Genomic DNA, 24751 nt, shown 5'->3' on the forward strand with positions numbered 1-24751 from the left:
GGGAACGGACCAGGGCTCGAGATCGTCGCAGTAGTATCGCCACCACTGATCGGTGGTGGGCGCACCGCTTCGAGTCCTGGGGGGACGACCGTGACCTTGAACGTCGCACCGGAGGCGCTGTCGGCGCACAGCCAAGGCTCCCAGGGCGTGTCGCAGCACCTGGACCAGCTGTCCGCGGTGCTGGAGCAGGCGCGGGTCAGCGACGACTGCTTCGGCCCGATCGGCGAGCTGCTGGCGTTCCACTACTTCGACTCCCTGGAGGAGTGCCGAGACCTGGCCGCGCAGGCCGGCGGGTTCATGAGCCACATCTCGCAGGCCGTGCAGGACTGCGCCCAGGACTACCAGGACATGGACCAGACCCAGGCCGACGACCTCAGCAAGATCGATCTCAGCGGGATGCGGGTCTCCGGCGGCGGCCCCGCCTCGCTCGGCGAGGTCAACGGCGCGGGCGGGCCCGGCCGCAGCTACATGGGGCGGACCGCCGAGTACGGCTCGTCCGCGGTGTCCACCAGCAACGACCTGGCCCGCGCCGACAACCCGCCGGACGTCGCCATCGCCACCGTCAACGCCCGCATGGAACAGCTGGACATGGCGCTCAGCCCCGGCCAGGCGTTCGTGGACAACGGACTCGGCTTCCTCATCTCCCTGGTGATCAGCCCGCTGGTCGAGTGGGGCATCGAACCGCTGGTCGGCGACCCGGACCAGATGCGCAGCACCGGCAAGGGCTGGGAGCAGGTCGCCGACTGGGTCGACGGCCTCGGTGAGCAGGAGCAGCAGCGCGCCGCCGCCACCCGACCCGTGTGGGAAGGCCAGGCCGGGGACGCGTTCCGCAAGCAGATGGAGGAGTTCTCCGGCGGCGCCGCCGCGTTCGCCGAAGAGGTCCGCGGCCTCGCCCAGGTCCTGAACTTCGCCGCCGACATCTTCGACATGTGCGTCGAGATGATCGTCGACATCCTCCAGGAACTCGTGATGGGCCTCATCATCGAGTGGATCGCGGCGCTGGCCGCGTCCTGGATCACCGCGGGCGCCTCCGTCGCCGCCGCCTCCGGACTCACCGCCTCCCAGGTCGCCATCACCGGCACCCGCCTCGGCACCAAGGCCGCCGAACTCCTCCACAAGCTCAAGCCCCTGATCACGAAGCTGGAAGAACTCCTCCAGAAACTCCGCAGCGGCCCCCTCCGCAAGGTCGTCGAGAAGATGAACGACCTGCGGGAAGGCGGCAAGCGCGAGCAGTGGCTGGCTCGGCAGATCGACGGTAATCCCGTCGCGAAGATTCTCACCCGCGGCGACACGAAACCGCTGCGAGAAGCCGAGGATGCGGTTGCTAGCGCTCGGCGTGCAGTTGAAGAGGGACGTCCTGGGGCGGAACGAGCGTTGAACAAGGCGCTGAGCGATGCCGAGAACGCTAGGAACAACATTGCATCGAGCACCGGCAATCGCTTCGCGCGCGACGTGAAGCGTGATGATGAAGGGACCATCGTCGCCCAGACTGATCGAAATGGCAATCTGCGGACGATGAGCGGTGATTTGAAGCCGGAACTGGACAAAGCCACTGGTGAGCGCGCTCTTGCCGCTAACCTCGCGCAGGCAGGGCTGGGTGCAGTGGGAATCAGTGGTGAACATCGCTGGCAGGACGCGCTGATTCACGAAGGCACCCAGGCCGTCGCGCAAGAAGGCGTTGAGCAGGGTGTCAAATACGGTTATGACAAGGCCCAGAACCCGTCGAGTGACGAGGACCGAGCTGACGCCACCGAGCGCGGGTTCACGATCTGAGAAGAAGGTTCTCGATGTCTGTGTCCGATAAGGCCGGTGCTGCGCTGGTGGCTCGGCGTTGGTGGTGTGGGCCGGATGAGCCGATCGTATGGGCTGTGCAGGTGGGAGACGTCGACTTCCAGGTCGACGGGTGCGATCGGTATGGCCTGCCATTGCCGCCGAAGCAGAAGCAGAAGCAGAAGCGATCTTTCGCCGGAGCTGTCGGGAAGGCGAGTTGGTCTGTGCTCGCGGTTGCCGAGACCGCGGTGTTCGGGGGCGGTGAGGACAGCCGGGTCTACGAGCGGGAAGTTGTGAGGTCGCCGGATCTCACCGTGGCGGGTGGAGATCCGGAGTGTGCGGCGTTGGGCTTGCAGAACACCTCGCCCCCTGCAGGGGCTTCAGTGATCGAGCAGGTGTGGGTGTTGACGCCGCGTCGGTTCGGGGTGCTGATTCCGGTGGGGCGTCCTGCTCCGGTGGAGCGGGAGGAGCCCGGTGCGTTGCGGGAGTGGGGTGAGACGTTGAGCGGGATGGGTCGGATCCTGGTGGGTACCGAGCCGGAGAAGTTCGGGCGGAACGCGCCGGGGGAGCGGATCGATCCGGAGCGGATGGTGGAGTGGTTGAGCTTCACCGGTGCGGAGTTCGCCGAGTGCCAGCCGGTGGTGCAGGGGAATGCCGCGCATTGCGTGTTGACGTTGCAGGACGGTTCGGGCTTCGTGTTGAACGCGCGTTCGCCGGAGGGTGCGCGGTTGATGGCTGAAGGCGTTCAGGGATTCATGCGGGGTGCTCGTGGCTGACTTGTCGCCGTTGGACCAGCAGCTGTTGCGGGAGAAGTGGCAGGCGAAGCTGGCGGAGGAATGGCTCGGCGAGGGCGAGTCGCTGATCTGGGTGTTGTTGCCGGAGCAGGGCTATGCGGGTTCGGTGGTGTCCGGGCGGACCCGGTTGCCGCACGAGCCGTTGTCCGATGTAGACCCGTCCACTGTGGATTCCCCGTCGTGGCCGCTGCCGAGCGAGTTGGTGTCGTCGGGCGGATATCGCGACGACGAGTGGGCCGACGACCCGTCAGTGGTGTGGTGGGCGTTCGGCGCGGAGCCGGGGCTGGACGCGGTGCGGTTCGCCGATCATCTCGCGGTGATGCCGGGGGTTGCGTTCGTGGCGTTGAGCTCGGTGCGGCTCGCGGTGGTGGTGGAACAGGGCAAGATCGCCGAGCGCCCGGCGGAGCCGGAGGGCAAGGGCTGGCTCGGCCGGGCCCGGTCGGCGGCGGCGCAGGTGCAGAAGGCCGCGGAGGGCCTTGCTTCCGGCAAGGACGCGAAGGCTGCGGTGTCGCACTTCGAGGTGCCGCTGTCCCGGATCGGGTCGATGAGCTGGGCCCCGTTGGGCCGCAGCATCCCGCGGGCCCCGTTCCTGCGCGTCGACTTCACCGACGGCTCCTGCTTGTTCATCCGCAACGGCGGAGCCGAGGGCTACTCCGCCAAGTTCCCCACCGCCCGCTGAGAGACCGGTCGAACAACTCAGCAGGAGGGTTCGGATGTCGGTGGTGGAGCGGTTGGGCGCGTCGCTTGCGGCGCGTGCCGGTTGGTGCGCTCCGGATGAGCCGGTGTGGTGGGCGACTCGGGTCACCAGCACTGAGTTCGAGGTCGGTGGGCTGGATGCGTCGGGTGCGCCGAAGTCGGGTGTGGGCAAGCGGTTGGCCGGTGCGGCGGGCAAGGTCGGGATCGGTGTCCTGGGTTTTGCGCTGACCGCGATGACCGAGGGGAACGAGCGGTACGAGAAGAACCGCAGCGGTCCGCCCGAAAAGGATTTGCGGGTGTTCGGTTCGTCGCCGCAGTGCGATGCGGTGCGGTCGTTGCAGTCGCCGCCCCCGGCACCACCGACGGAGAGCCTGTGGGTGTTGACCTCGCGTCGTCTCGGAGTCCTGGTTCCGCTGCCGGAGGAGACGGCTGCGGATGATCCGGCTCCCACCGGTTGGCGAGGTGTGGCACGGGGTTTGGGAGAAGTGGGGCGCTCGGTGCTCGCTTCGAGCGGATTCGGCGCGAATGAAGCCGGTGCCCCGATGAATGCGGACACGCTGGGTTCCTGGTTCGAGCTGGGCCCCGGTGATATCGCCGAGTGCCGCTCGGCGGGGGTGAAGAATCGCCCCACTCACTGCGAGATCGTCCTGCGAGACGGGTCGGGTTTCGCCGTGCGTGGCATGTATTCCCGGGATGTGGACGCGATGACGGACGCCGTGCAGGCGTTCGCCCGAGGACGACAGTGGAGTGGACGTGCGTGACCTGTCCTCTGCGGAGAAGAACCGGTTCATCGCCGAGTGGAAGACGCGGCTCGCCGACAACTGGACGGAGTCCGGCGAGTCCGTGGCATGGCTGATGCTCCCCATGCGCGGCTACACCGGATCGATCGTGGCCGGCGGGATGACCGCGCCGCACATCCCGGCTCCAGGTACGCGGCAGTGGGTGGAGGGTCAGCCGAACTGGCCGCTGCCGAGCGATCCGGTCACGTCCGGAACCTGCATGAACGATGAGTGGGCGGATGACCCGTCGGTCGTGTGGTGGGCACTGGCGGATGTGGCCGATCGCACCGCCGTCCGCTTCGCCGATCATGCTGCGGCCGCGCACGGCAACGTCGTGCTCGTGCTGACCAGCGGGCGGCTGGCGCTGGTCGCGGAGCAGGGCAAGATCGACGACGATTCGCAGCCGGATGAAGAGGCCACGGGTTGGCTAGGCCGTGCCCGGGCGGCCGCCGCGCAGGTGCAGAAGACCGCGGAAGGCTTGGGATCGCGCAAGGACGCGAAGCTGCCGGTCTCCTACTTCGAAGTGCCGGTCGAGAACATCGCGGCGGTGGACTCCCGTCGAACGGGACGGACGATCCCGACCTCGCACTTCCTGGAAGTGAGCTTCACCGACCGGTCCACGTTGTTGATCCGCAAGAGGACCGCAGGGGACTACGTGAACAAGTCCGGTTCCCTCCGACGTCCCTGAGCCCTTCCGGAACACGAGCACGACACGGAACGACCGACAAGTCCTTCACCAGCGAGGTTCGCCCGCGGCGGAGGCAAGGCGGCGGCCGCGGTCGGTGGCTTCGCGGGCGATGCGTTGCTGACCATGGCTTTCGGCAGCGGAGACAGCGGTGACCGCGGCAAGCCCGACAGCGGTGGAGGGCGCCGGACAGATCTGACGGTGTTCGGCGCGGCGCCGGAGTGCGCGGCGGTGGAGGCGATCGGCAGCACCGTTCCCGCCGAAGGATCCCCGTACCGAACGTTGTGGATGCTGACTCCGCGGCGCCTCGGAGTCGCGGTGGAACTCCTCGCGCGAAGCGGCGCGTCGGTGGCGGCGGGACAGGGTGAGTTCGGGAAGAACGCACCGGGCGAGCCGATCCGGCCGGAGCGCGTGCTGCCGTGGCTGGAGTTCGGCCCGAACGACATCGCGGACTGCCGCCCGGTCGGCTCGAAGCTCCCCATCACGTGCGCGATCACGTTGCGGGACGGGTCCGGTTTCGGCCTGAACGCCCGCAGGCCCGGCGGGGTCCCCGTCATGCTCGACGGGCTGCGGGCGTTCACCGGTGGAGGAGGCGGACGTGGCTGACCTGAACGAACTGGACCGGGAGCTCCTGGCGCGGAAGTGGTCCGCCAAGCTCCAGGAGAAGTGGGCGGCCGATGGTGAGGAGCTCCGCTGGCTCGTGCTCCCGGAGCAGGGGTACGTCGGTTCGACCGTGTCCGGCCGGACGTGCGTTCCGCACGAGCCGCTCGGTGACGTGGAACCGTCCCATGTGGACAGATCGGGTTGGCCGCTGCCGAGCGACCTCGTCACCTCCGGTCGTTACCTGGGTGACGAGTGGGCCGACGACCCTTCCATCATGTGGTGGGTCGTCGCTGACGGCCCCGACCAGGACGCGGTCCGCTTCAGCGATCACCTGACCGAGGTGGCCGGAGAGGCGTTCCTGGTGCTGAGTTCGGACCGGCTCGCAGTGATCGTGGAGCAGGGAAAGGTCGGGTCTCGCCGACCGGAGCAGCCCGGGGCCTCCGGCGGCTGGTTCGGCAAGGTCCGCTCTGCCGCCGCTCAAGTGCAGCAGGCGGCGGAGGGCATCGCCGCGCTGAAGGATGCGAAACACCCGCACTCGTACTTCGAGGTGCCGGTCTCGCAGGTCCGGGACGTGCAGTTCGCGCCGTTGGGGCGGAGCATCCCCCCGGCCGCGTTCCTCCGGATCGATTTCGCGGACGGTTCCACGCTGTACACCCGGCACTACGACGCGGAGGTCGACGCCGGGAAGTCCGCCGGTCGTTGAGGTCAGGCGTCCGCCAGCGGGAACGTCGCCGTGAAGCGGGCTCCGCGGTCGGAGTCGGTGATGGCGAGGGTGCCGTGGTGCAGCTGGGCGATCTCGCGGGCGAGGGCCAGGCCGAGCCCCGCGCCACCGCGTTCGCGGGCGCGGGCGGTGTCGAGGCGGGCGAAGCGTTCGAAGACGTGCTCGCGCGATTCGGCGGGCACGCCCGGTCCGTCGTCGAGGACGTCGAGCCGCGCCCGTCCGTCCTCGACGCGCAGGCTCAGCGACACCCGGTGCTCGGCGTGGGCTTCGGCGTTGTCGAGCAGGTTGGTGATCAGCCGCGACAGGTGGGTGCGGTGCCCGTCGACGAGCACGTCCGGTTCGATCTCGGCGTGCCGGGCCAGGTGGGTCGGCGGCCTGCGTTCGAGGGTGTCGGCGGCGAGCGAGCCGAGGTCCAGCGCCTCGCCGGGGGTGTGCGGCATGCCGTCGATGCGGGCCAGCGCCAGCAGGTCCGAGGTGAGCCGCTCCAGCCGGTCCAGGTCGTCGAGGGTGCCGTCGGTGATGCCGCGCCAGTCCGCCCGCTCCGGGTGCGCCTGCGCCACCTCCAGCGGGGTGCGCAGCGCGGCCAGCGGGCTGCGCAGCTCGTGCGAGGCGTCCGCGACGAACTGGCGCTGCCTGCGCACCGAATCGTCCAGCCGGTCCAGGGTGTCGTTGAGGGTCAGCGCGAGGCGCGCGATCTCGTCGCCGCTCCTCGGGACGGGCATCCGGCCGCGCAGGTCGTGCGCGGACAGCCGGGTGAACTCGTGCCGGATCGCCTCCACGGGGCGCAGCGCGCGGCGGGTGCTGAACCAGGTGAGCGCGGCGACGACGGCCAGCAGCACCGGCATCCCGACCAGCAGCCCCGTCGTGGCCGCCTCGGTGGCGCGCTGCACGGAACGGGTGGAGGCGGTGGCGACGAGCGTCTGCGTCCCGCCGGGAGTGTCCACAGTGGCCTGAGCGGTGCGCAGCGGTGCGACCGGTTCCTCGCCGGAGTGCTCCACGCCGCTGCCGCGCTCGTCGGCCCGGACTCCCGTGTCCGGGGTGCTCAGCGGTTCCACGGGCTGGGGTAGCAGGTCGTCCAGCGGGCTCATCGGTTCGGCGTCGTCCGGGCCCACCGGCACCCCGGAGCCCGGGGCGGACAGCACTCCGGAGCCTGGGGCGGACAGCACGCCGGTGTCCGGGGCGGACAGCACCCCGGAGCCTGGGGCGGACGGCACCCCGGAGTCCGGAGCAGGCTCTCCACCGGTGTCCGGGGCCGGCTGCTCCCCGGGTTCCGGGACGGGGCGGGCCGAGTCGGCGCCCGCGGGGATCGCCCGCACGGTGACGTCGTCGGTGCGCACCGGGAGTTCCACCCCGGCCAACACCGCCGTCCGCGCGTGGCTGAGCTGCTCGTTCAACGCCGCATCCAACTCCTCGGTGAGCCTGCCGTGCAGGTAGCCGATGAGCGACAGGCCGATCGCGACGGTGGCCAGCGCGACGATGCCGGTAGCGGTGAGGGTGGTGCGGGCGCGGATCGACAGGCGCCGCAGCCGCAGCGGATCACGCACCGGTGCCCCCGGCCCGGGTGCGCGACCCGTTCGCGGCGGGCCGCTGCCGCGGTCCGCGTCCGGTGCGCGGCGTGCGCGCGCCGCGGTGGTCCTGGTCGACGAGCACCCGCATGCGGATCAGCATGCCACCCGCACCTGAAGCGATCTTCAGGTTGCTACAGCTCCGCTTCAGCTCGGCCCGCCATCGTGGTCCTCGTCGCGGAAACACCCCGTGGCGAACCGGACCAGAGGAGTTCTCAGCAGATGCGACAGACGCGAATCGTTCGGGCCGCCGCCCTCGCGGCCGGCGCCGTGGTGCTCGGCCTCGGCGGCGCGGGCACGGCCTTCGCGGCCACCCCGGCGCCGGTTCCCGCCCCGGTGCAGGGCGAGCCCATCGAATGCATCCCCTCCGGTGAGCCGGGCGTCCCCCCGATCGAGGGCGTCCCGGCCGGTGCGCCGGGCGTGGCACCGATCGAGGACCGCGCGGCGGAGGACACCGTGCCGTGCATCCCGGATGGCCCGCCCGCGCCCATCGAGTGCATCCCGTCCGGTGAGCCGGGTGTGCCGCCGGTCGAGGGCGTTCCGTCGGGTGAGCCGGGTGTGCCGCCGGTGGAGGGGATCGCGGCCGCGGAGGCCGACGACACCGTGCCGTGCATCCCGGACGGCCCGCCCTCCGAGGGCGTGCCCGCACCCGCGCCGGGCGACACCATCCCGCCGCTGCCGACCGAGCCGGGCCGTCCCGGCGTCCCCTCGGACGCGCCGGGCGTCCCGGCGGGTGAGGCGGGCGTCGCGCCGATCGGCTGATCGGGGTCGGCCGTCCTGGCCGGGAGGGGGTGCCGGGACGACGTCCCGGGTCGAGCGCGCCGGGTGGCGGACGTGGGGGTCCGCGCCCGGCGCGCCGCCGTGCGCCCGAGGTGCCCGGTCAGCTCTCGGTGCCGCCGTCCGGCACGAGCCGGTAGCCGTGGCCGCGGACGGTGCGGATGCTGCGCCGCCCGAACGGGTTGTCGATCTTGCGGCGCAGCGCGCTGATGTGCACCTCGACCAGGTTCACGTCCGGATCGGCGGCGAAGTCCCAGCCGCTCTCCAGCAGCCGCCGCTTGGACACCACCTGGCCGCCGCCGCGCGCCAGCAGCTCCAGCACCGCGAACTCCTTGCTGGTCAACGAGATGTCCTGGCCGCCGCGCGCGCAGCTGCGCCGCGCCGGGTCCAGCACCAGGTCACCGACGCGCAGCAGCGGCGGCCGGGCGGTGGCGCGGCGCCGGATCGCGTTGCGCAGCCGGGCCAGCAGCACCACGTACGAGAAGGGTTTCGTCACGTAGTCGTCGGCGCCCGAGTCCAGCGCGTCCGCCTCGTCGTACTCGCCGTCCTTCGCGGTGAGCATGATGATCGGCGTCCAGTCCTCCGCCGCGCGCAGCCGCTCGCACACCCGGTACCCGTTGAGGCCGGGCAGCATGATGTCCAGCAGGATCGCCGCGTACTCGGTGTCGGCGGCGAGGCGCAGCGCGTCGAGGCCGTCCCCGGTGACGTCCACCGCCCAGCCCTCGGCTTCCAGCCCCGTGCGCAGCGCCTCCGCCACGCGACGTTCATCTTCGACGACGAGCACCCGCATGCCGATCAGCATGCCAGCACCCGCGGCGGGTCACTCGAACCGCTCGGGATCTCCCGCGCCGTACCGCACGACCTCCGCCGCACCGCTGGAGAAGTCGACGACCGTCGTCGGCTCGGTGCCGCAGTCGCCCGAGTCCAGCACCGCGTCCACCTCGTGGTCCAGGCGCTCCTTGATGTCCCAGCCCTGGGTGAGCGGTTCCTCCTCGTCGGGCAGCAGCAGCGTGCTCGACAGCAGCGGTTCGCCGAGCTGCGCCAGCAGCGCCTGCGCGGTGACGTGCTGCGGGATGCGGATGCCGACGGTCTTCTTCTTCGGGTGCATCAGCCGCCGCGGCACCTCCTTGGTGGCCGGGAGGATGAAGGTGTAGCTGCCCGGGGTGCTGGCCTTGATCGCCCGGAACACCGAGTTGTCGATGTGCACGAACTGGCCCAGCTGCGCGAAGTTCTCGCACACCAGCGTGAAGTGGTGCCGGTCGTCGAGCTTGCGGATGGTCTTGATCCGCTCCACGCCGTCCTTGTTGTCCAGCCCGGTTCCGAGCGCGAAGCAGGAGTCGGTGGGATACGCGATCACCCCGCCGGACCGGATGAGGTCGACCGCCTGGCCGAGCGTGCGGCGCTGCGGGTTGTCCGGGTGCACGTCGTAGTACCTCGCCATCCACCGAGCCTAGGATCACCGGCCCCGCTCCGACAGACCACCCCGCGATGACACCCGGATCGGCGGGCCGGCGGACGGCTCTGATCGAGCGGCCGCCAGATCGGTGGTCGCCGGGGACGGATCTTGTTGGTGCTGCGCGAGTAGCCGTAGCGTCCCTTCCGGCCGGGGAGGGCGGGGATCATGGACTTCGGTGAAGTGATGCGTGCTCTGAGCATCTCGGGGAATCTGAATCTGGTCTCATCCCGAGAACTGGTCGACAAGGTGAATCGAGCGGCGCTCGCTTCGAGCGGACAGAGCGGAAGAAGATCTTTAGGCTCCGCAAGTGGCCCGTTCCGGTGGAGGTCCCGGACACGCTGCCTACCGCCCCGGTTCACGTTCTGCGGGAGGTGGGGGTCGCGACCACCTTCTTCGACGATCCGGTCTTCGCTGACGCGGCGAGGCTGTGGGCACAGTTGCGCTACTGCGCGACCCTCGCCCCGCGCCGCGGGCGCATGACGTTGTCGGCTACGGCGGCCGGTTCCGTCGTACACCACCACAAGGTCGCCCAATCCGAATACCTGGGCATCGGACTTGCGTTGTTCGTTGCGCGGCACGTGCTGGGCGAGCAGTATCCCGGCCTGGCCTTCCAGGCAGTGGATGCCGACGTCGCGCTCCGCTCGGGGATTCCCGGTGTGGGGGCGGTGCACCAAGCGAGCGGTGTCCGAGTTCGCCCGGACTACTTCTTGATCGGCCACCCGCGCAACGGTGGCGCGGTCAAGATCGTAGTCCTCGAGTGCAAGGGCAATCACGGCAGCGAGTCGCTCGCGGTCGATCAGCTGGCGAAGGCGTGCGTCCAGGTCCGGTCGGTGGAGATCGCCGGTCGCGGCTGCCTGCCGTCGCTCATGGTCGCGTCCTGCCTGCAGCAGTCCGGCATCACCGTGCACGTGCTCGATCCTCCGGGAGAGGACGAGCTGTGGTCGGGCAGTGCCGACGAGCTGGAACGCGAGTTGAACGAGGAACTCGGCGAGGTTCCGGAACCGTTCACGTCCGAACGGCCGGAACCCGAACAGCAGGACGATGCCGACGAGGTGCAGGACGACGCCGTCGACGAGCCGGCCCTGTTCGACTGGACAGCTCCCGGCGACGCAGCGGAGCCCGACCCGTCCGAACCGTCCTTTCCCGCAGAGGCGAGGGTCCTCAAGATCCCGCAGGCGAGCCGGAAGTGGTTCTCCCACGCCCTCGCGCGTTTCGGCGCGGCCTCGGCATTGCTGTTCGCGGGTGCGGGCCGGACCGCGGCCACTTACCGGCCGCCTCGCCCACGTGGGGGGTTCATCGGCCTCGGAGAGCAGACCTCGATCTCGGGTGACGACGCGGCCACTGGGTTCGATCTCGGCGGTGGCCTGCGCGTGATGGGTACCCGCTCGGTGCTTCCGCTGCCGGACGGCAGGCGGTTCGTGGTGCACCGCGGCCTCGAATCCGGGTTGTACGAGCAGCTCGCGGGTCAGCGGCTCGGTTCGTACCTGCGTTCGGCGCCAGGAGTCGGGGAGCGTTGGCGGAACGGCATCCTCGATGAGGAGTTCGCTCGCGACGCCATCTCCGTCGGATCTGACGGCACCGTTCTGGCGGTGTCGCTGGACCGCGGCCGGTGAGGGGCGCATCGGTCGTTCGAGCCTGGGCGGAGCGGGCCGTCCGGGGTCAGACTGCCCGCTCCGCGCGGTGCTTCACCAGCCTCGTTCGCGCCATTCCGCGAGGTGGGGGCGCTGCTCGCCGAGGGTCGAGTCGTCGCCGTGGCCCGGGTAGAACCAGGTGTCGTCCGGGAGCTCGGCGAAGATCCGGTTCTCCACGTCGTCGAGCAGCGAGGCGAAGTCCTCCGGCGAGCCCGTCTTGCCGACCCCGCCGGGGAACAGCGAATCCCCGGTGAACAGGTGCGGGTGCCCGGCCGGGTCCCGGTAGAGCAGCGCGATCGAGCCGGGCGTGTGCCCGCGCAGGTGGATGACCTGCAGCTCGGCGTCCCCGACGGGCACCACGTCGCCGTGGTCCACCAGGCGGTCCGGCGGCACCGGCAGTTCCCGGGCGTCCGCGGGGTGCGCCAGCGTGTAGCAGCCGGTCTGGCCCGCGACCGCGCCCAGCGCCTGCCAGTGGTCGCCGTGCTGGTGGGTGGTGACGATGGTGCGCAGCCGCGGCCGGTCGTCGTCGTGGCCCAGCAGGTCGGCGAGCCGTTCCGAATCGTTCGCCGCGTCGATCAGCAGCGCGTCCCCGGTGCTGCGGCAGGTCAGCAGGTACGCGTTGTTGTCCATCGGACCGACCGACACCTTGGTGATGGTCAGCGCGTCCAGGACCCGCTTGGCGGGGGCGCCGCCGGGTTCGACATGGCCGGTGTACTGCTCGTATGCCTCCACGCGCGCAGCGTATCGCTCCGCGGCGAGGTCCCTCACAGCCACACCGGCAGCGCCGGGGCGTCCCCTTCCAGCCGTTCGGATCCGGTGCGGCCCAGCAGCCAGCCGAGCATCGCGCCGGGCCGTCCGCGCACCTGGGCGGGCGGGGCGGTGGTGCCGCGCAGCTCCCAGGTCCGGGTGCGGCCGTCGGCGAAGTCGACCACCACCGTCACCGCGGGCACGTCGGGCCTGCCGCCGAACTGCTGCACCACGTCCTCCAGCAGCTGCTCGGCATCCGGTTCGGGGACGTCGTCGAAGCCGACGCCGCCGTCCAGGTCCACCAGGTGCACCCACAGCTCCAGCAGCCGCTTGCGCAGCACGTGGTGGGCGGGCATCGGTTCCCGGCCCACGACCTCCGCGCCCCAGGACGACGCGGGCAGGGTGCGGACGGCGTGCGCGAAGCGGCCGTGCGAGGCGACCACGTCCTCCACCAGCAGCCGGTGCCCGCGCACCGCGCCCTCTTGGATGTCGGCGTCGCGGTCGGCGGGGCTGGCGTACATCGGGTGTTCGGCGCCGGTCCGCGCCCAGATCAGCAGGTTCAGCAGCCCGTCGGCGTTGCGGGCCAGGTGGGTGAGCACGTGCGCGCGCGTCCAGCCCGGGAGCAGGCTGGGCCGTCGCACGCTCGCGTCGTCCAGCTCCTCGCTCACCTCGAGCAGGCGCTGGGTGCTGCGTTCGATCGCGGACAGGGCGGCGGTGACCTGTTCGGTCGAGTGCGCGGCTCCGGTGGGCACGTGCGTGCCGCCGGCGCCGAGAACGGTGTCAGCCATCGGATTCCTTGGAGTGTGCAGGAAATGCTTCCGGACACGGCAGGGGAGTACCCGAGAGTAGGGCCAGAGGTGTGTCCCCCGACAGTGCCCAATCCGGGGGAATTTGCGTATCGTCGCGGACGGACGTGCTAATGAGCGGCCCGGAACGCCGGTCGCCGCCGCGCGTCGCACCCCGGAGCAGCACGTGACCAGGGGCGACGCGGCACTGTCGGGGGTGCGGCTTAGCATGGCCGCGCGACGTCCGAACACCGCTGAGCGCGGCCGCGCCGATACCCTCGGTGCTGCGCCCGTGCCCGATCGAACCGGGCCGACCAGGGGCACCACGACCTCGCGAGGCGGTGGGGAACCCCGCCCGAGTCGCCCGCGGTGACCGATGCCGTGGCCCGGTGCCGGCGGGCGCGTCCAGCGAACCGGCGAGAACTTCCGAAAGGATCACAGTGGCCGACCGCCTCGTCGTCCGCGGCGCCCGCGAGCACAACCTGCGCGGGATCGACATCGACCTGCCGCGCGACAGCCTGATCGTGTTCACCGGTCTGTCCGGCTCCGGAAAGTCCAGCCTGGCCTTCGACACCATCTTCGCCGAGGGCCAGCGCCGCTACGTGGAGTCGCTGTCGGCGTACGCGCGGCAGTTCCTGGGGCAGATGGACAAGCCCGACGTGGACTTCATCGAAGGCCTGTCCCCGGCGGTGTCCATCGACCAGAAGGCGACCAGCCGCAACCCGCGGTCCACGGTGGGCACCATCACCGAGGTCTACGACTACCTGCGGCTGCTCTACGCCCGCGCCGGCAAGCCGCACTGCCCGACCTGCGGCGAACCGATCAGCAAGCAGACGCCGCAGCAGATCGTCGACCAGGTGCTGGCGATGCCGGAGCGCACCAAGTTCCAGGTGCTGGCGCCGATCATCCGCGGCCGCAAGGGCGAGTACGTCGACCTGTTCGAGCAGCTCCAGTCGCAGGGCTACGCCCGCGCCCGGGTGGACGGCGAGGTCCACCAGCTGGAATCGCCGCCGAAGCTGAAGAAGCAGGAGAAGCACGACATCGCCGTCGTGGTGGACCGGCTCACCGTCAAGGCGAACGCGAAGCAGCGGCTCACCGACTCGGTGGAGACCGCGCTGCGGCTCGCCGACGGCCTGGTGCTGCTGGAGTTCGTCGACGTCGACGAGGGCTCCCCGGAGCGGGAGCGGAAGTTCTCCGAGAACCTGGCCTGCCCGAACGGCCACCCGCTGGGCGTGGACGAGCTGGAGCCGCGGTCGTTCTCGTTCAACTCCCCGTACGGCGCCTGCACCGAGTGCGCCGGGCTCGGCATCCGCAAGGAGGTCGACCCGGAGCTCGTGGTGCCCGACGAGGAGCTGTCCCTCGGCGAGGGCGCCATCGCGCCGTGGGCGGGCGGGCACACCGCGGAGTACTTCACCCGGCTGCTCACCTCGCTGTCCGAATCGGTCGGGTTCCGGATGGACACCCCGTGGAGCCGGCTGCCCACCAAGGTGAAGAAGGCGGTGCTGCACGGCACCGACGACCAGGTGCACGTGCGCTACAAGAACCGCTACGGGCGGCAGCGCTCCTACTACGCCTCCTACGAGGGCGTCATCCCGTTCCTGGAGCGGCGCCTGGAGCAGACCGAATCGGACTACGCCCGCGAGAAGTACGAGGGCTACATGCGGGACGTGCCGTGCCCCGCGTGCGACGGGACCCGGCTCAAGCCGGAGATCCTCGCGGTCACCATGGAGAACGCGGAGCACGGCGAGCTGTCCATCGCCGAGGTCAGCGCGCTGAGCGTGCGCGAGTGCGCGTCGTTCTTGAACTCGCTGGTGCTGGGCCACCGCGAGGAGATGATCGCGGGCCGGGTGCTCAAGGAGGTGCAGGCCCGGCTCGGGTTCCTGCTCGACGTGGGCCTCGACTACCTGTCGCTGTCCCGCGCCGCGGGCACCCTCTCCGGCGGCGAGGCGCAGCGCATCCGGCTGGCCACCCAGATCGGCTCCGGCCTGGTCGGCGTGCTGTACGTGCTGGACGAGCCGTCGATCGGCCTGCACCAGCGGGACAACCACCGGCTGCTGGAGACGCTGAGCAGGCTGCGGGACCTGGGCAACACGCTCATCGTCGTCGAGCACGACGAGGACACCGTGCGCAGCGCCGACTGGGTGGTGGACATCGGCCCGGGCGCGGGCGAGCACGGCGGGAAGGTCGTGCACAGCGGCCCGTACAAGGAGCTGCTGGACAACGAGTCCTCGCTGACCGGCGACTACCTGGCCCGGCGCAAGTCCATCCCGATGCCGCCGGCCCGGCGCAAGCGGGACCCGAAGCGGCAGCTGACCGTGGTGGGCGCGCGCGAGCACAACCTCCACAAGATCGACGTGTCGTTCCCGCTGGGCTGCCTGGTGTCGGTCACCGGCGTGTCCGGTTCCGGCAAGTCCACGCTGGTCAACGACATCCTCGCCTCGGTGCTGGCGAACAAGCTCAACGGCGCGCGGCAGGTGCCGGGCAGACACACCCGGATCAAGGGCGTGGACCTGGTGGACAAGCTGGTGCAGGTCGACCAGTCCGCGATCGGCCGCACCCCGCGGTCCAACCCGGCCACCTACACCGGCGTGTTCGACCGCATCCGCAAGCTGTTCGCCGAGACCACCGAAGCGAAGGTGCGCGGCTACCAGCCCGGCCGGTTCTCGTTCAACGTCAAGGGCGGGCGCTGCGAGGCGTGCGCGGGCGACGGCACGCTGAAGATCGAGATGAACTTCCTGCCGGACGTGTACGTGCCGTGCGAGGTGTGCAAGGGCGCCCGCTACAACCGCGAGACGCTGGAAGTGCACTACAAGGGCAAGTCGATCGCCGAGGTGCTGGACCTGCCGATCGAGCAGGCCGCCGAGTTCTTCGAGCCGATCAAGTCGATCCACCGCTACCTGAGCACCCTGGTGGACGTCGGCCTCGGCTACGTGCGGCTCGGCCAGCCCGCGCCGACCCTGTCCGGCGGCGAGGCGCAGCGGGTGAAGCTGGCCAGCGAGCTGCAGAAGCGCTCCACCGGCCAGACCGTCTACATCCTCGACGAGCCGACGACGGGCCTGCACTTCGAGGACATCCGCAAGCTGCTCGGCGTGGTCAACGGTCTGGTCGACAAGGGCAACACGGTGATCGTCATCGAGCACAACCTGGACGTCATCAAGGCGTCCGACTGGCTGCTCGACCTCGGTCCCGAGGGCGGCTCCGGCGGCGGCACCCTCGTCGCCCAGGGCACTCCGGAGCAGGTCGCCGAAGTCGAGGAGAGCTACACGGGCCGCTTCCTGGCCCCGATCCTCGCGGAGGGGTGAGCGCGGCGCGGCCGCCCGGGGAGTCCGGGCGGCCGCATCACCGGTTCTCGACGAAGTCCCGGCAGCCGCCGTGTGATGGGATGTTCTCCGGGTGCCTCCCGCACAGGTACTCGGGCTTCGGCCGCTCCCGGTCCTCTTCGCCGAGGCTGAGAATCCAGACGGCCTTGTCGGTGGGCGACTGCTCGCCAGAGGCGAACCCGATGGTCCCGCTCTTCCCCTGCAGCGGTGGTTCGATCATGCGCAGTCCCGCCCAGACGCGTCCACCGCTGAACGGCGGCTCGGCGCCTTCCGTCGCTCCGGCGCGGGTGCCACCGATCGCGGTCTTGATCAGATTGAGCGCGTCGAAGGCGAGTACCGCACGCCCGGAGCCGACCTCGGGTCCGGTGAAGGAGACGTAGTCGATCCGATTGTCGTACCTGCCCAAGAGGACTTCGTCGATGCTGAACTTCGATGTGTCGTCACCCGCGATCAACCGAGGTGGTGCATCGCACTTGTCGTTGATCGCACCCAGCAGCTCGGGCAGGGCTCCAGCTCGTCCGGCGAAGAAGATCGCGTTGCGCGGCCCGCACGGCGCGTACCGGAACGAGGACGGCCCCCACGCCACTTCGTGCGGCGTCGTGAGCCGCTCGTCGAGGTCCTGCGCCAGGTTCGCGCTGTAGGGATCGCCGCTGTCAGCAAAGATCGTCACGTGGTCGACGGGCCGATCGATGCCCGATTCGAGATAGCGCGCCACGACCTCCGCCTCCCAGCGGTTCAACGGCGACACCTGGAAGAACAGGGGGCTGTGCGCGGGGAGGTCGTCCAGGGAGTTGGTGGTCCCGATCATCGGCAGGTTCGCCTGCGTCAGCACCCGGATCGTGGCCTTGGTGCTGTCCCGGCTGCCGCCCATGCCGATCACGCCGAGCACCGGTGACCTGCTGGACTCCGCGGCGCGGGCGTGCGCCGCGATGTGCCGCGCCACCTGTTCCCCCTCCCGCATGCTCTTCCCGCCATTGGCGACGATCACTTTCACCGGGAGTTTCCCGTCGTTGAGGATGTCCTGCGCCTTCTTGACGCCTTTGAGCTCTTCGACGATGCCTTGCAGCGCGGGTCGGTCGTGGCTGTCGTAGCTCAGCGCACCGAGGTAGTACACGGTGGGAATCGTGGCGTCGGGCGAATCCCGGTCGAACCGATCGTTGGTGCTCGCGATGTCGGCCTCGGCGGCGGCCAGTGCTTCCTTCACCTTCTTGCGCTCGTCCGCTTCCTTGCGCGCGCCGCCCCGGTCGTCTGCTTCCTCGGACTCGTCGTCGACGTCCTCGATGTCGTCGGCGAAGCGGTGGTCCGCGCTGAACCCGACGCAGGGCCCACCGTCCTCGACGGTGATCAGGTTCGGGTGCCGCCACGGTGCGGGCTCTTGGCAGTGCCCGTTCCACTCGTGCAGGTACGCGAAGCCGGCCCCGAGCACCACGAGGACCGCGATCGCCACCGGTACCACCCGCAGCATCCGCGAACGGGTGGTGCGGACCGGGAACTGGGCGCGCGGGAACGCGGGCCGCGGCTCCACATCGGTGGGCGGGTCGTCCACCGGGATCGGCAGGTACCAGGCGGTGGAGGACCGTCTCCTCCTGGCATCCAGCAACTGCTTCTGCCAGCCCTGCACCGTCATCGGCTCGGTCGGAGCCGAGCCGCGCGGCAGCTCCCGCGGGCCGCTGGCCACCACCAGCAGCGGGTCGCGCGCGCCGGTCTCGTTGCGCACGTCGTTGATCAGGCTGATCAGCAGTTCCCCGGTGGTGCCCGGCGCGACGCCCTGCAGGAGCAGCACCGGGTAGTTGTCGCGCCGCACCCAGCGCCACCGCCACGCCCGGCGCGCGTAGGCGTCGGCGAGGTCTTCGAGCAGGGCGTGCACCAGGAACTTGCGCACCTGCTGGGCGTTCTCGTGCACCGACGGGTTGCTCAGCAGCCGTTGGGCGAAGCTCGCGAAGTCCGCCGACTCGCGTGGCGACAGGTAGCGCTGGCGCATGAACCACCGCCGGGGCTGCCGCAGGACCACCCCGCGCCGGATGGCGGGCGGCACCACCCAGGACAGCAGCACCGCGGGCAACGTCAGGTACCACGGCAGCCCGAGCGGTTCCAGCCGGTTCACGGTGGCGTCGAGCCGTGCGCTCGCACCGTTCTCCCCGTCGGCCGCCCGGTTCTTCCGCCGGAACACGCGCTCCTGCACGTAGGCGCTGAGCAGGTCGTGGACCTGCCGGTTCGGCACCTCGTCGGGTTCGGGTGGTTCCTCGTTGTGCTGCAGCAGGTAGCTGGCCAGCGCGTAGCGGCGGAACCGGAGCCGCCCCTGCCAGCGCCGCGAGTCGTGCCGCCCCAGTTCGAGCACGACCTTGTCGAGCAGTTCGTTCCGCAGCAGCACCGAGCGGTCCAGCTCGTCGTCCGGCGGGGGCTGACCGGCGCTGATCAGCACGTGCGGCACCCCGCTGCCGAGGTGACCGTCGAGCTGGGTGGTCAGGTCGTCCGGCCGGGCCGGCCGGACCAGGTGGAAGATCGGCTGGTCGCCGACCGCGGTGAGCAGGCGGGAGCGCCGCCACCGTGACCCGATGACCGAGCGCAACTCCTTGACCGGGATGGTGCTGTTCTCGCTCATCGCGAACCCCCTCGATGCCGCCGAAGCGAGCCACTCAGAGTAGCGATCTCACCTGTCCGGGGGGAGGCGTGCGCCGCGCGGATGCGGGTTCTCGCCATCCAGCCCGCGCGGCTTCGCTCGTTCGGCCGTACCCCTGGCCCGATCCGGCGTCCGCCGACCGGTCAGGGGGCGAACGCGAGCACCACCGCCGAGCCGAAGGCGCCGGACTCCTCGGCGGCGGCGAGCAGGCCGGTCCCGGGGTCGCGGGCCAGCCGGGTGATGGTGCCGGAGTTCTGGTTCACCACGTGCAGCGCCGCACCGTCGGGGGCGAACGCGAAGTGCCGCGGCCACTGCCCGCCGGTGGGGGTGCTGCCGAGGCGCTCCAGCCCGTCCGCGCGCACCGCGAACACGGCGATCGAGTCGTCGCCCCGGTTGGAGGCGTACACGTGCGCGCCGTCGCCGGTCACCGCGATCTCGGCGGGGAAGTTCTCGCCGGACGCGCCGTCGTCGCGGGTGCCGACGACCTGCCCGGCGGTGAAGGCGGCGCCGTCCCAGTCCAGCACGGTGATCGTCGAGGCGAGTTCGGCGAGCAGGTAGGCGCGGTCGCCGTCCGGGTGCCAGGCGAGGTGCCGCGGCCCGGTCCCGGCGGGCAGGTCGAGCCGCTGCCGCTGCGCGAGCTTCCCGCCGTCGAGGGCGTACACGAACACCGCGTCGGCGCCGAGGTCCACCGCGACCACCAGTTCGCCGTCCGGGGCGACGAGCACTTGGTGGGCGTGCGGTTCGGCGGCGTCGTGGTGCACCAAGTCGGTGGCCGCGCCGATCCGCCCGTCCGCGTCCAGGGGGTGCACCGAGACGGTGCCGTCGGTGTAGTTCGCGGCGATCAGGTGCCCGGCGGGGTGCACGGCGAGGTGCGTCGGCCCGGCGCCGCCGGTGGGGGTGCTGCCGAGCACGGCGGGCGCGACCGGGTCGGTGATGTCGAGCGCGGTGACCGAGCCCTGTTCGAGCTCGTTGGTGGTGTAGAGGACGCGGCCGTCGGCGGACGTGGCGAAGAACGACGCGTCCGGCACGCCCTCGACCGCGGCGGTGGCGGTGAGCTTCCCGGTGACGGCGTCGAAGGCGGCGACCTCGAAGCCGCGGCCGCCGGTCGAACTCATGCTGCCGACGTAGGCGGTGGTGGCGGCCGGTCCGGACGTCGCGCGGGCACCGGCGGAGGCGGCGGCGGGCAGCAGCGGCAGCGCGCTCGCCCCGGCGAGCAGGCCCAGGAAGCCGCGGCGGCGCAGGCCGTTCGAAAGCCGGGAGTTCGAGCGCGGGTCGTTCGCGGGCTGGGCGTTCGGCGACTGGTCGGGTCCGGACACGGTGCTCTCCTCGATCGGGTGCATCGGCGCCCATCTCACCCCATACGGCGACAATGGACTAGACCACAATGGCCCAATCGCCCGCAGCGCCCCATCCGTGCCGCGGTGCACGGCCACTCGCGCACCGCGGCTCCCGCCGCTTTCTCCTCGTTAGGAACCCGCCCGTCAGGTCTCGTCTGCTTCCTGTCAGCGGCGAAGCCGCTGAGCAGCGACCACCAAAGCAACGGGACCACCCGCGGGTTCTCAGCGTTCTCCTCGCGAGGACGGCGTTTTCTCCTGTGGCGGAGCCACCGGTGAAAACGATCCCGCAGCGAGGAGAACGCTGAGGTTCCGCCACCCATGTGCCTCGCAATAGCGGAACGGGCGGCAGATCAGGATTCGACGCGCAGCACCTGCTTGCCGTGCACGTGCCCCTGCTCGCCGCGGCGGTGCGCCTCGGCGGCCTCGGCCAGCGGCAGCACCTCGTCGATCCGGGTGCGCACCGAGCCGTCGTCGATGAGCCCGGCGATGGTGCTCAATGCGGGCCCGTCCGGTTCCACCAGGTAGCCGGTGGCGCGCACCCCGCGCTCCCGGGCGAGGTCGAGCAGCTCGGGCGCCACCCCGGACGGCACCGCGATCAGCAGGCCGCCCGGCTTGAGCACGTCCAGCGAGCGGGTGCTGGTCCGGTCGATCCCGTCGCCGACGAGATCGAGCACCACGTCGATCTCCCCGGTCTCCGCCTCGAACCGCGAGTTCCGGTAGTCGATCACCTCGTCGGCGCCGAGCTCCCGCACCCAGTCCTGCTTGGCGGCGCTCGCCGTGCCGATCACGTGCGCGCCCGCGTGCTTGGCGAACTGCACCGCGAAGTGCCCGACGCCGCCGGACGCGGCGTGCACCAGCACCCGCTGCCCGCGGGTGATCCCGGCCAGGTCGACGAGGCTCTGCCAGGCGGTGAGCGCGGCCAGCGGCACCCCGGCCGAGTGGTCGTGGTCCAGGCTCACCGGCTTGCGGGTGAACTGCCGCGCGGGCGCGGTCACGTACTCGGCGTAGGCCCCGGCCTGGCGCGGGAACCATGGCATGCCGTAGACCTCGTCGCCGACCTCCAGGGTGTGCACGCCGAAGCCGATCTCCTCGACGACGCCGGAGACGTCCCAGCCGAGCACGAACGGCGGTTCGCCGAGCACCCCGGCCATCCCGCCGCCTTCGCGGGTCTTCCAGTCCACCGGGTTGACCCCGGCGGACACGACGCGCACCAGCACCTCGGTGGGCAGCGGCGCGGGGCGGGGCGCGGTGGTCTCGTGCAGCACCTCCGGTCCGCCGAACCGGTCCTGGCCGATGGTGCGCATGGTCTTGTCGGTCATGGTCCCTTTCCCGTCGTGTCGCTTGCGGCCGAAGCTATCCGCCGGGGGGTACGCACCCGCAAGGTCTGCTGCTACCCGGCGGGAAGCATCGAGGTGGCGGCCCTGGACTACCCAGGCCGCCACCGATCGACACCGGCTACACGACCAGGCTCAGCAGCACGGCCATCGCGAACCCGGTGACGGACAGGATCGTCTCCAGCACCGTCCAGGTCTTGAGCGTGTCCTTCGTCGAGATCCCGAAGTAGCGGGAGATGATCCAGAACCCGGCGTCGTTGACGTGCGAGGCGATGATCGACCCGGCGGCGATGGCCACCGCGATCAGCGCCAGTTCCGGCTGGGAGTACCCGATCCCGGCCACCAGCGGCGCCACGATCCCGCCGGTGGTCACGATCGCCACGGTCGCCGAGCCCTGCGCGATCCGCAGCCCGGAGCTGATCACGTACGCGGAGGCGATCAGCGGCAGCCCGGACGCCTCCAGGGTGCCGGCGAGCGCCTCGCCTACCCCGGTCTCGGAGAGCACCTTGCCGAAGAACCCGCCGGCGCCGACGACGAGCAGGATCATGCCGAGCGGCCGCAGCGCGGTCGCGGTCAGCGTCGCCAGGTCCGGCCCGGTCAGCCCGCGCTTGGTGCCCAGCAGCCGGAACGCGACCAGCACCGCGATGGTCAGCGCCACCACCGGGTTCCCGAGGAACGTCAGCACGTCCAGCACCGTCCCGGGCGGCAGCGTGATGCTGGCGAACGTCCCGCCGAGGATCAGCAGCATCGGCAGTCCGATGACGAGCGCGACCACCCCGAGCTTCGGCTCGTCCTCGGGCGCGGAGGCGAGTTCCGCGGGCGGCGCGGTGTCCGGCACGTCCACGTGCAGGCGCTTGCCGATCCAGGCGGGGAACAGCACACCGGCTACGACGAACGCCGGGATCCCGCAGGCCAGCCCCATCAGGATGACCCAGCCGAGGTCGACGCCGAGCAGCCCGGCGGCGACCACCGGCCCGGGGTGCGGCGGCAGGAACGCGTGCGTCATGGACAGGCCCGCGACCAGCGGCAGGCAGTACAGCAGGATGGATCGCCCGCCTTGGCGCGCGGCGCTGTAGACCAGCGGTGCGAGCACGAAGATGCCGATGTCGAAGAACACCGGGATGCCGAACAGCAGCCCGGACAACCCCATCGCCAGCGGCGCCCGGTTCTCCCCGAACGCGGCCAGCAGCCTGCGGGTGAGCAGCTGCGCGCCACCGGAGGCCTCCAGCACGGCGCCGAGCACCGCGCCGAGCCCGACGATGGCGGTGATGTGCCCGAGGATGCTGCCGAAACCGCTCTCCAGCAGGGATTCGCTGCTCTTCTGCGCCGAGCCGACGAGGTCGGTGACGGGCACTCCGGCGACCAGCGCCAGCAGCAGCCCGGTGATGATCAGGGCGATGAACGGTTCCACCCGGAACCGGATGATCATCAGCAGCAGAGCGGCGATCCCCGCCGCGCACAACGTGAGCAGACCCGCGGTGTCGTGCTGCAACCAGTGCACTAAACCATCCACAGTGGACTCCCTTGTGGTGTCAAGGTGTGCGGCGCACCGCACGGCCGGGCAGCGCGCCGGTGCGCCCCCCGGAGTCGAGGACCGGCACCCCGTTGACCAGCACCCGGTGCACGCCCGTCGCGGTGCTGCGCGGCCGGTCGAAGGTGGCGGTGTCGGCGATGGTGTCCGGGTCGAACAGCACCAGGTCGGCGATCGCGCCTTCCCGGATGCGGCCGCGGTCCGGCAGCCGGAGCCGGTCGGCGGGCCGCGAGGTGAGGTGCCGGACGCACTCCTCCAGGCCCAGCACGCCCAGCTCCCGCACGTAGTGGCCCAGGTAGCGCGGGAACGTCCCCCACGCGCGCGGGTGCGGGCGGTCGCCCACGAGCAGCCCGTCGCTGCCGCCGGTGTGCGCGGGGTGGCGCATGATCGCGCGCACGTTCTCCTCGTGACCGACGTGCATCAGGCAGGAGGTGCCGAGCCGCTCCGAGAGCAGCACCTCGAAGAACACCTCGGCGGCCGGTGTCCCGGTCCGCCGCGCCGATTCGGCGATGCTCAGCCCCACCAGGTGCCCGTTGCGCTCGGCGTCGCGCACCCCGTTGATCTCGATGGCGGACCAGTCGATCGGCACCCCGTGGCAGCCGTCGGAGCCGCTGACCTCCATGTCGTGCCGGATCCGCACCCGCAGCTCGGGGTCGCGCAGCCGCTCCAGCGTGGCCTCCACCCCGCCTTCCGCGGCCCAGCTCGGCAGCAGCGCGTGCAGCGAGGTCGCGCCCGGCAGGTACGGGTAGCTGTCCAGCGTGATGTCCGCGCCCGCGTGCAGCGCCGAATCCACCAGCTCCAGCAGGTCCCCGGCCCGGCCGCGGTTGACCTCGAAGTTCATCGTCGCGTGCGCCAGGTGCAACGGGCAGCCGGACTCCCGGCTCACCTCGATCATCTCGGCGTAGGCGGTGAGCGCGCCCGCCCCGTAGCTGCGGTGGTGCGGGCTGTGGAACCCGCCGTGCGCGGCCACCACCCGGCACAGCTCGGTGAGCTCGGCCTCCGAGGCGTACATCCCCGGCGTGTAGGTCAGCCCGGAGGACATCCCGACCGCGCCGTCGCGCAGCGACTCCGCCAGCACCCGGCGCATCCGGTCCAGCTCGTCCTCGGTGGCGGGCCGGTCGTCGTGGCCGACGCACAGCATCCGCAGCGTCCCGTGCGGCACCAGGTAGGCGGCGTTGACGGCGATCCCGGCGTCCAGCCGGGCCAGGTACTCGGCGACGCTGCGCCAGTTCCAGTCGAACCCGGGCGGATCGTCGTTCCACCCCGCGATCTGGGCGCGCACCGCGGCCAGCGTCGCGTCGTCGACGGGCGCGTAGGACAGCCCGTCCTGGCCGAGCACCTCCAGCGTGACCCCTTGCGAGACCTTCGCCAGGTGGTCCGGTTCGGCGAGGACCTGCAGGTCCGAGTGCGAGTGCATGTCGATGAAGCCCGGCGCGAGCACCAGCCCGTCCGCGTCGACGACCTCCCGCCCGCCGAGCGTGCCGGGCTCGCCGATCCTGGTGATCCGCTCGCCCGCCACCGCCACGTCCGCGCGGTAGCGGGGTTCGCCGCTGCCGTCGACGACCGTCGCGCCGTGGAAGACCCCGTCCATCCCGACCTC

At 71.1% G+C, this 24751-nt stretch carries 21 protein-coding genes; 10 read left to right on the forward strand and 11 right to left on the reverse strand.

Annotation, left to right across the window (positions count from 1 at the left end; genetic code table 11):
• The first annotated feature begins 90 nt into the window (after nucleotides 1–90).
• The 7 genes from AC29IT_RS20405 (at nucleotide 91) to AC29IT_RS20435 (ending at nucleotide 6030) form a co-directional block, all read left to right on the forward strand.
• Nucleotides 91–1773 carry a WXG100 family type VII secretion target gene (locus tag AC29IT_RS20405; RefSeq protein ID WP_488219795.1) on the forward strand — a complete coding sequence of 561 codons (1683 nt, stop codon included), beginning with the start codon at nucleotides 91–93 and terminating at the stop codon, nucleotides 1771–1773.
• A 14-nt stretch (nucleotides 1774–1787) separates the two neighbouring features.
• The gene (locus tag AC29IT_RS20410) at nucleotides 1788–2546 is read left to right on the forward strand and encodes a hypothetical protein (RefSeq protein WP_488219796.1); all 759 of its coding nucleotides are present in this window, start codon (nucleotides 1788–1790) and stop codon (nucleotides 2544–2546) included.
• Nucleotides 2539–3243: a hypothetical protein gene (locus tag AC29IT_RS20415; protein ID WP_488219797.1), complete on the forward strand. Its 705-nt coding sequence runs from the start codon at nucleotides 2539–2541 to the stop codon at nucleotides 3241–3243. Before AC29IT_RS20410 ends, AC29IT_RS20415 begins: the two co-directional genes overlap by 8 nt.
• A gap of 34 nt (nucleotides 3244–3277) precedes the next feature.
• Nucleotides 3278–4021 carry a hypothetical protein gene (locus AC29IT_RS20420; protein ID WP_358439714.1) on the forward strand — a complete coding sequence of 248 codons (744 nt, stop codon included), beginning with the start codon at nucleotides 3278–3280 and terminating at the stop codon, nucleotides 4019–4021.
• A gap of 103 nt (nucleotides 4022–4124) precedes the next feature.
• Nucleotides 4125–4727: a hypothetical protein gene (locus AC29IT_RS20425; RefSeq protein ID WP_488219798.1), complete on the forward strand. Its 603-nt coding sequence runs from the start codon at nucleotides 4125–4127 to the stop codon at nucleotides 4725–4727.
• Between the two features lie 123 nt (nucleotides 4728–4850).
• Entirely contained in the window at nucleotides 4851–5330 is a 480-nt protein-coding gene (locus tag AC29IT_RS20430; protein ID WP_488219799.1) for a hypothetical protein, read from the forward strand.
• Nucleotides 5323–6030 (forward strand): hypothetical protein, encoded by a 708-nt coding sequence (locus tag AC29IT_RS20435; RefSeq protein WP_488219800.1) that lies wholly within the window; start codon nucleotides 5323–5325, stop codon nucleotides 6028–6030. The genes AC29IT_RS20430 and AC29IT_RS20435 overlap by 8 nt, the downstream gene beginning before the upstream one ends.
• 2 nt (nucleotides 6031–6032) lie before the next feature.
• On the opposite strand, the gene AC29IT_RS20440 is transcribed toward AC29IT_RS20435, so the two are convergent.
• Nucleotides 6033–7592 (reverse strand): ATP-binding protein, encoded by a 1560-nt coding sequence (locus tag AC29IT_RS20440; RefSeq protein WP_488219801.1) that lies wholly within the window; start codon nucleotides 7590–7592, stop codon nucleotides 6033–6035.
• Nucleotides 7585–7716: a hypothetical protein gene (locus AC29IT_RS20445; protein WP_358439730.1), complete on the reverse strand. Its 132-nt coding sequence runs from the start codon at nucleotides 7714–7716 to the stop codon at nucleotides 7585–7587. Before AC29IT_RS20445 ends, AC29IT_RS20440 begins: the two co-directional genes overlap by 8 nt.
• Nucleotides 7717–7835: 119 nt before the next feature.
• Here AC29IT_RS20445 and AC29IT_RS20450 point away from each other — a divergent pair, with 119 nt between their 5' ends.
• Nucleotides 7836–8375 (forward strand): hypothetical protein, encoded by a 540-nt coding sequence (locus AC29IT_RS20450; protein ID WP_358439732.1) that lies wholly within the window; start codon nucleotides 7836–7838, stop codon nucleotides 8373–8375.
• A 118-nt stretch (nucleotides 8376–8493) separates the two neighbouring features.
• Here AC29IT_RS20450 and AC29IT_RS20455 read toward each other — a convergent pair whose 3' ends face one another.
• Both AC29IT_RS20455 and AC29IT_RS20460 read right to left on the reverse strand, forming a co-directional pair.
• Nucleotides 8494–9180, reverse strand: a complete 687-nt coding sequence (locus tag AC29IT_RS20455) for a response regulator transcription factor (RefSeq protein WP_488219847.1) — start codon at nucleotides 9178–9180, stop codon at nucleotides 8494–8496.
• A 30-nt stretch (nucleotides 9181–9210) separates the two neighbouring features.
• Entirely contained in the window at nucleotides 9211–9831 is a 621-nt protein-coding gene (locus AC29IT_RS20460; RefSeq protein ID WP_488219802.1) for an L-threonylcarbamoyladenylate synthase, read from the reverse strand.
• A 386-nt stretch (nucleotides 9832–10217) separates the two neighbouring features.
• Between AC29IT_RS20460 and AC29IT_RS20465 the strand changes: the two genes are divergently transcribed.
• Nucleotides 10218–11459, forward strand: a complete 1242-nt coding sequence (locus AC29IT_RS20465; RefSeq protein ID WP_488219803.1) for a hypothetical protein — start codon at nucleotides 10218–10220, stop codon at nucleotides 11457–11459.
• Between the two features lie 72 nt (nucleotides 11460–11531).
• On the opposite strand, the gene AC29IT_RS20470 is transcribed toward AC29IT_RS20465, so the two are convergent.
• Entirely contained in the window at nucleotides 11532–12209 is a 678-nt protein-coding gene (locus tag AC29IT_RS20470) for an MBL fold metallo-hydrolase (protein WP_488219804.1), read from the reverse strand.
• A gap of 32 nt (nucleotides 12210–12241) precedes the next feature.
• Nucleotides 12242–13012, reverse strand: coding sequence for a maleylpyruvate isomerase family mycothiol-dependent enzyme (locus AC29IT_RS20475; RefSeq protein ID WP_488219805.1), 771 nt, complete (start codon nucleotides 13010–13012; stop codon nucleotides 12242–12244).
• A 437-nt stretch (nucleotides 13013–13449) separates the two neighbouring features.
• On the opposite strand from AC29IT_RS20475, the gene uvrA reads away from it, so the two are divergent.
• Nucleotides 13450–16311 carry an excinuclease ABC subunit UvrA gene (gene uvrA / locus AC29IT_RS20480; protein ID WP_488219806.1) on the forward strand — a complete coding sequence of 954 codons (2862 nt, stop codon included), beginning with the start codon at nucleotides 13450–13452 and terminating at the stop codon, nucleotides 16309–16311.
• Nucleotides 16312–16348: 37 nt separating this feature from the next.
• Here uvrA and AC29IT_RS20485 read toward each other — a convergent pair whose 3' ends face one another.
• The 5 genes from AC29IT_RS20485 to AC29IT_RS20505 all read right to left on the reverse strand — a co-directional run bounded on the left by AC29IT_RS20485 (nucleotide 16349) and on the right by AC29IT_RS20505 (nucleotide 24742).
• Nucleotides 16349–18931: an ABC transporter substrate-binding protein gene (locus tag AC29IT_RS20485; RefSeq protein ID WP_488219807.1), complete on the reverse strand. Its 2583-nt coding sequence runs from the start codon at nucleotides 18929–18931 to the stop codon at nucleotides 16349–16351.
• A gap of 161 nt (nucleotides 18932–19092) precedes the next feature.
• Nucleotides 19093–20265: a lactonase family protein gene (locus AC29IT_RS20490; protein WP_488219808.1), complete on the reverse strand. Its 1173-nt coding sequence runs from the start codon at nucleotides 20263–20265 to the stop codon at nucleotides 19093–19095.
• A 371-nt stretch (nucleotides 20266–20636) separates the two neighbouring features.
• Nucleotides 20637–21590: an NADP-dependent oxidoreductase gene (locus AC29IT_RS20495; RefSeq protein ID WP_488219848.1), complete on the reverse strand. Its 954-nt coding sequence runs from the start codon at nucleotides 21588–21590 to the stop codon at nucleotides 20637–20639.
• 151 nt (nucleotides 21591–21741) lie between these two features.
• Complete coding sequence (locus AC29IT_RS20500; RefSeq protein ID WP_488219809.1) at nucleotides 21742–23133, reverse strand: GntP family permease; 1392 nt, start codon at nucleotides 23131–23133, stop codon at nucleotides 21742–21744.
• A 19-nt stretch (nucleotides 23134–23152) separates the two neighbouring features.
• Nucleotides 23153–24742: an N-acyl-D-amino-acid deacylase family protein gene (locus AC29IT_RS20505; RefSeq protein ID WP_488219810.1), complete on the reverse strand. Its 1590-nt coding sequence runs from the start codon at nucleotides 24740–24742 to the stop codon at nucleotides 23153–23155.
• Nucleotides 24743–24751: the final 9 nt, after the last annotated feature.

The sequence above is a fragment of the Saccharopolyspora sp. MMCC62 genome (genome assembly GCF_057736575.1).

Excerpts from the sequence above, each read along its gene's own strand:
- AC29IT_RS20410 (WP_488219796.1), top strand. The coding sequence starts at position 1,788 with ATGTCTGTGTCCGATAAGGCCGGTGCTGCGCTGGTGGCTCGGCGTTGG.
- AC29IT_RS20495 (WP_488219848.1), bottom strand. The coding sequence starts at position 21,590 with ATGCGCACCATCGGCCAGGACCGGTTCGGCGGACCGGAGGTGCTGCAC.
- AC29IT_RS20425 (WP_488219798.1), top strand. The coding sequence starts at position 4,125 with ATGCGCGGCTACACCGGATCGATCGTGGCCGGCGGGATGACCGCGCCG.
- AC29IT_RS20445 (WP_358439730.1), bottom strand. The coding sequence starts at position 7,716 with ATGCTGATCCGCATGCGGGTGCTCGTCGACCAGGACCACCGCGGCGCG.
- AC29IT_RS20475 (WP_488219805.1), bottom strand. The coding sequence starts at position 13,012 with ATGGCTGACACCGTTCTCGGCGCCGGCGGCACGCACGTGCCCACCGGA.
- AC29IT_RS20420 (WP_358439714.1), top strand. The coding sequence starts at position 3,278 with ATGTCGGTGGTGGAGCGGTTGGGCGCGTCGCTTGCGGCGCGTGCCGGT.
- AC29IT_RS20430 (WP_488219799.1), top strand. The coding sequence starts at position 4,851 with ATGGCTTTCGGCAGCGGAGACAGCGGTGACCGCGGCAAGCCCGACAGC.
- AC29IT_RS20485 (WP_488219807.1), bottom strand. The coding sequence starts at position 18,931 with ATGAGCGAGAACAGCACCATCCCGGTCAAGGAGTTGCGCTCGGTCATC.
- AC29IT_RS20505 (WP_488219810.1), bottom strand. The coding sequence starts at position 24,742 with ATGGACGGGGTCTTCCACGGCGCGACGGTCGTCGACGGCAGCGGCGAA.
- AC29IT_RS20455 (WP_488219847.1), bottom strand. The coding sequence starts at position 9,180 with ATGCGGGTGCTCGTCGTCGAAGATGAACGTCGCGTGGCGGAGGCGCTG.
- AC29IT_RS20460 (WP_488219802.1), bottom strand. The coding sequence starts at position 9,831 with ATGGCGAGGTACTACGACGTGCACCCGGACAACCCGCAGCGCCGCACG.
- AC29IT_RS20450 (WP_358439732.1), top strand. The coding sequence starts at position 7,836 with ATGCGACAGACGCGAATCGTTCGGGCCGCCGCCCTCGCGGCCGGCGCC.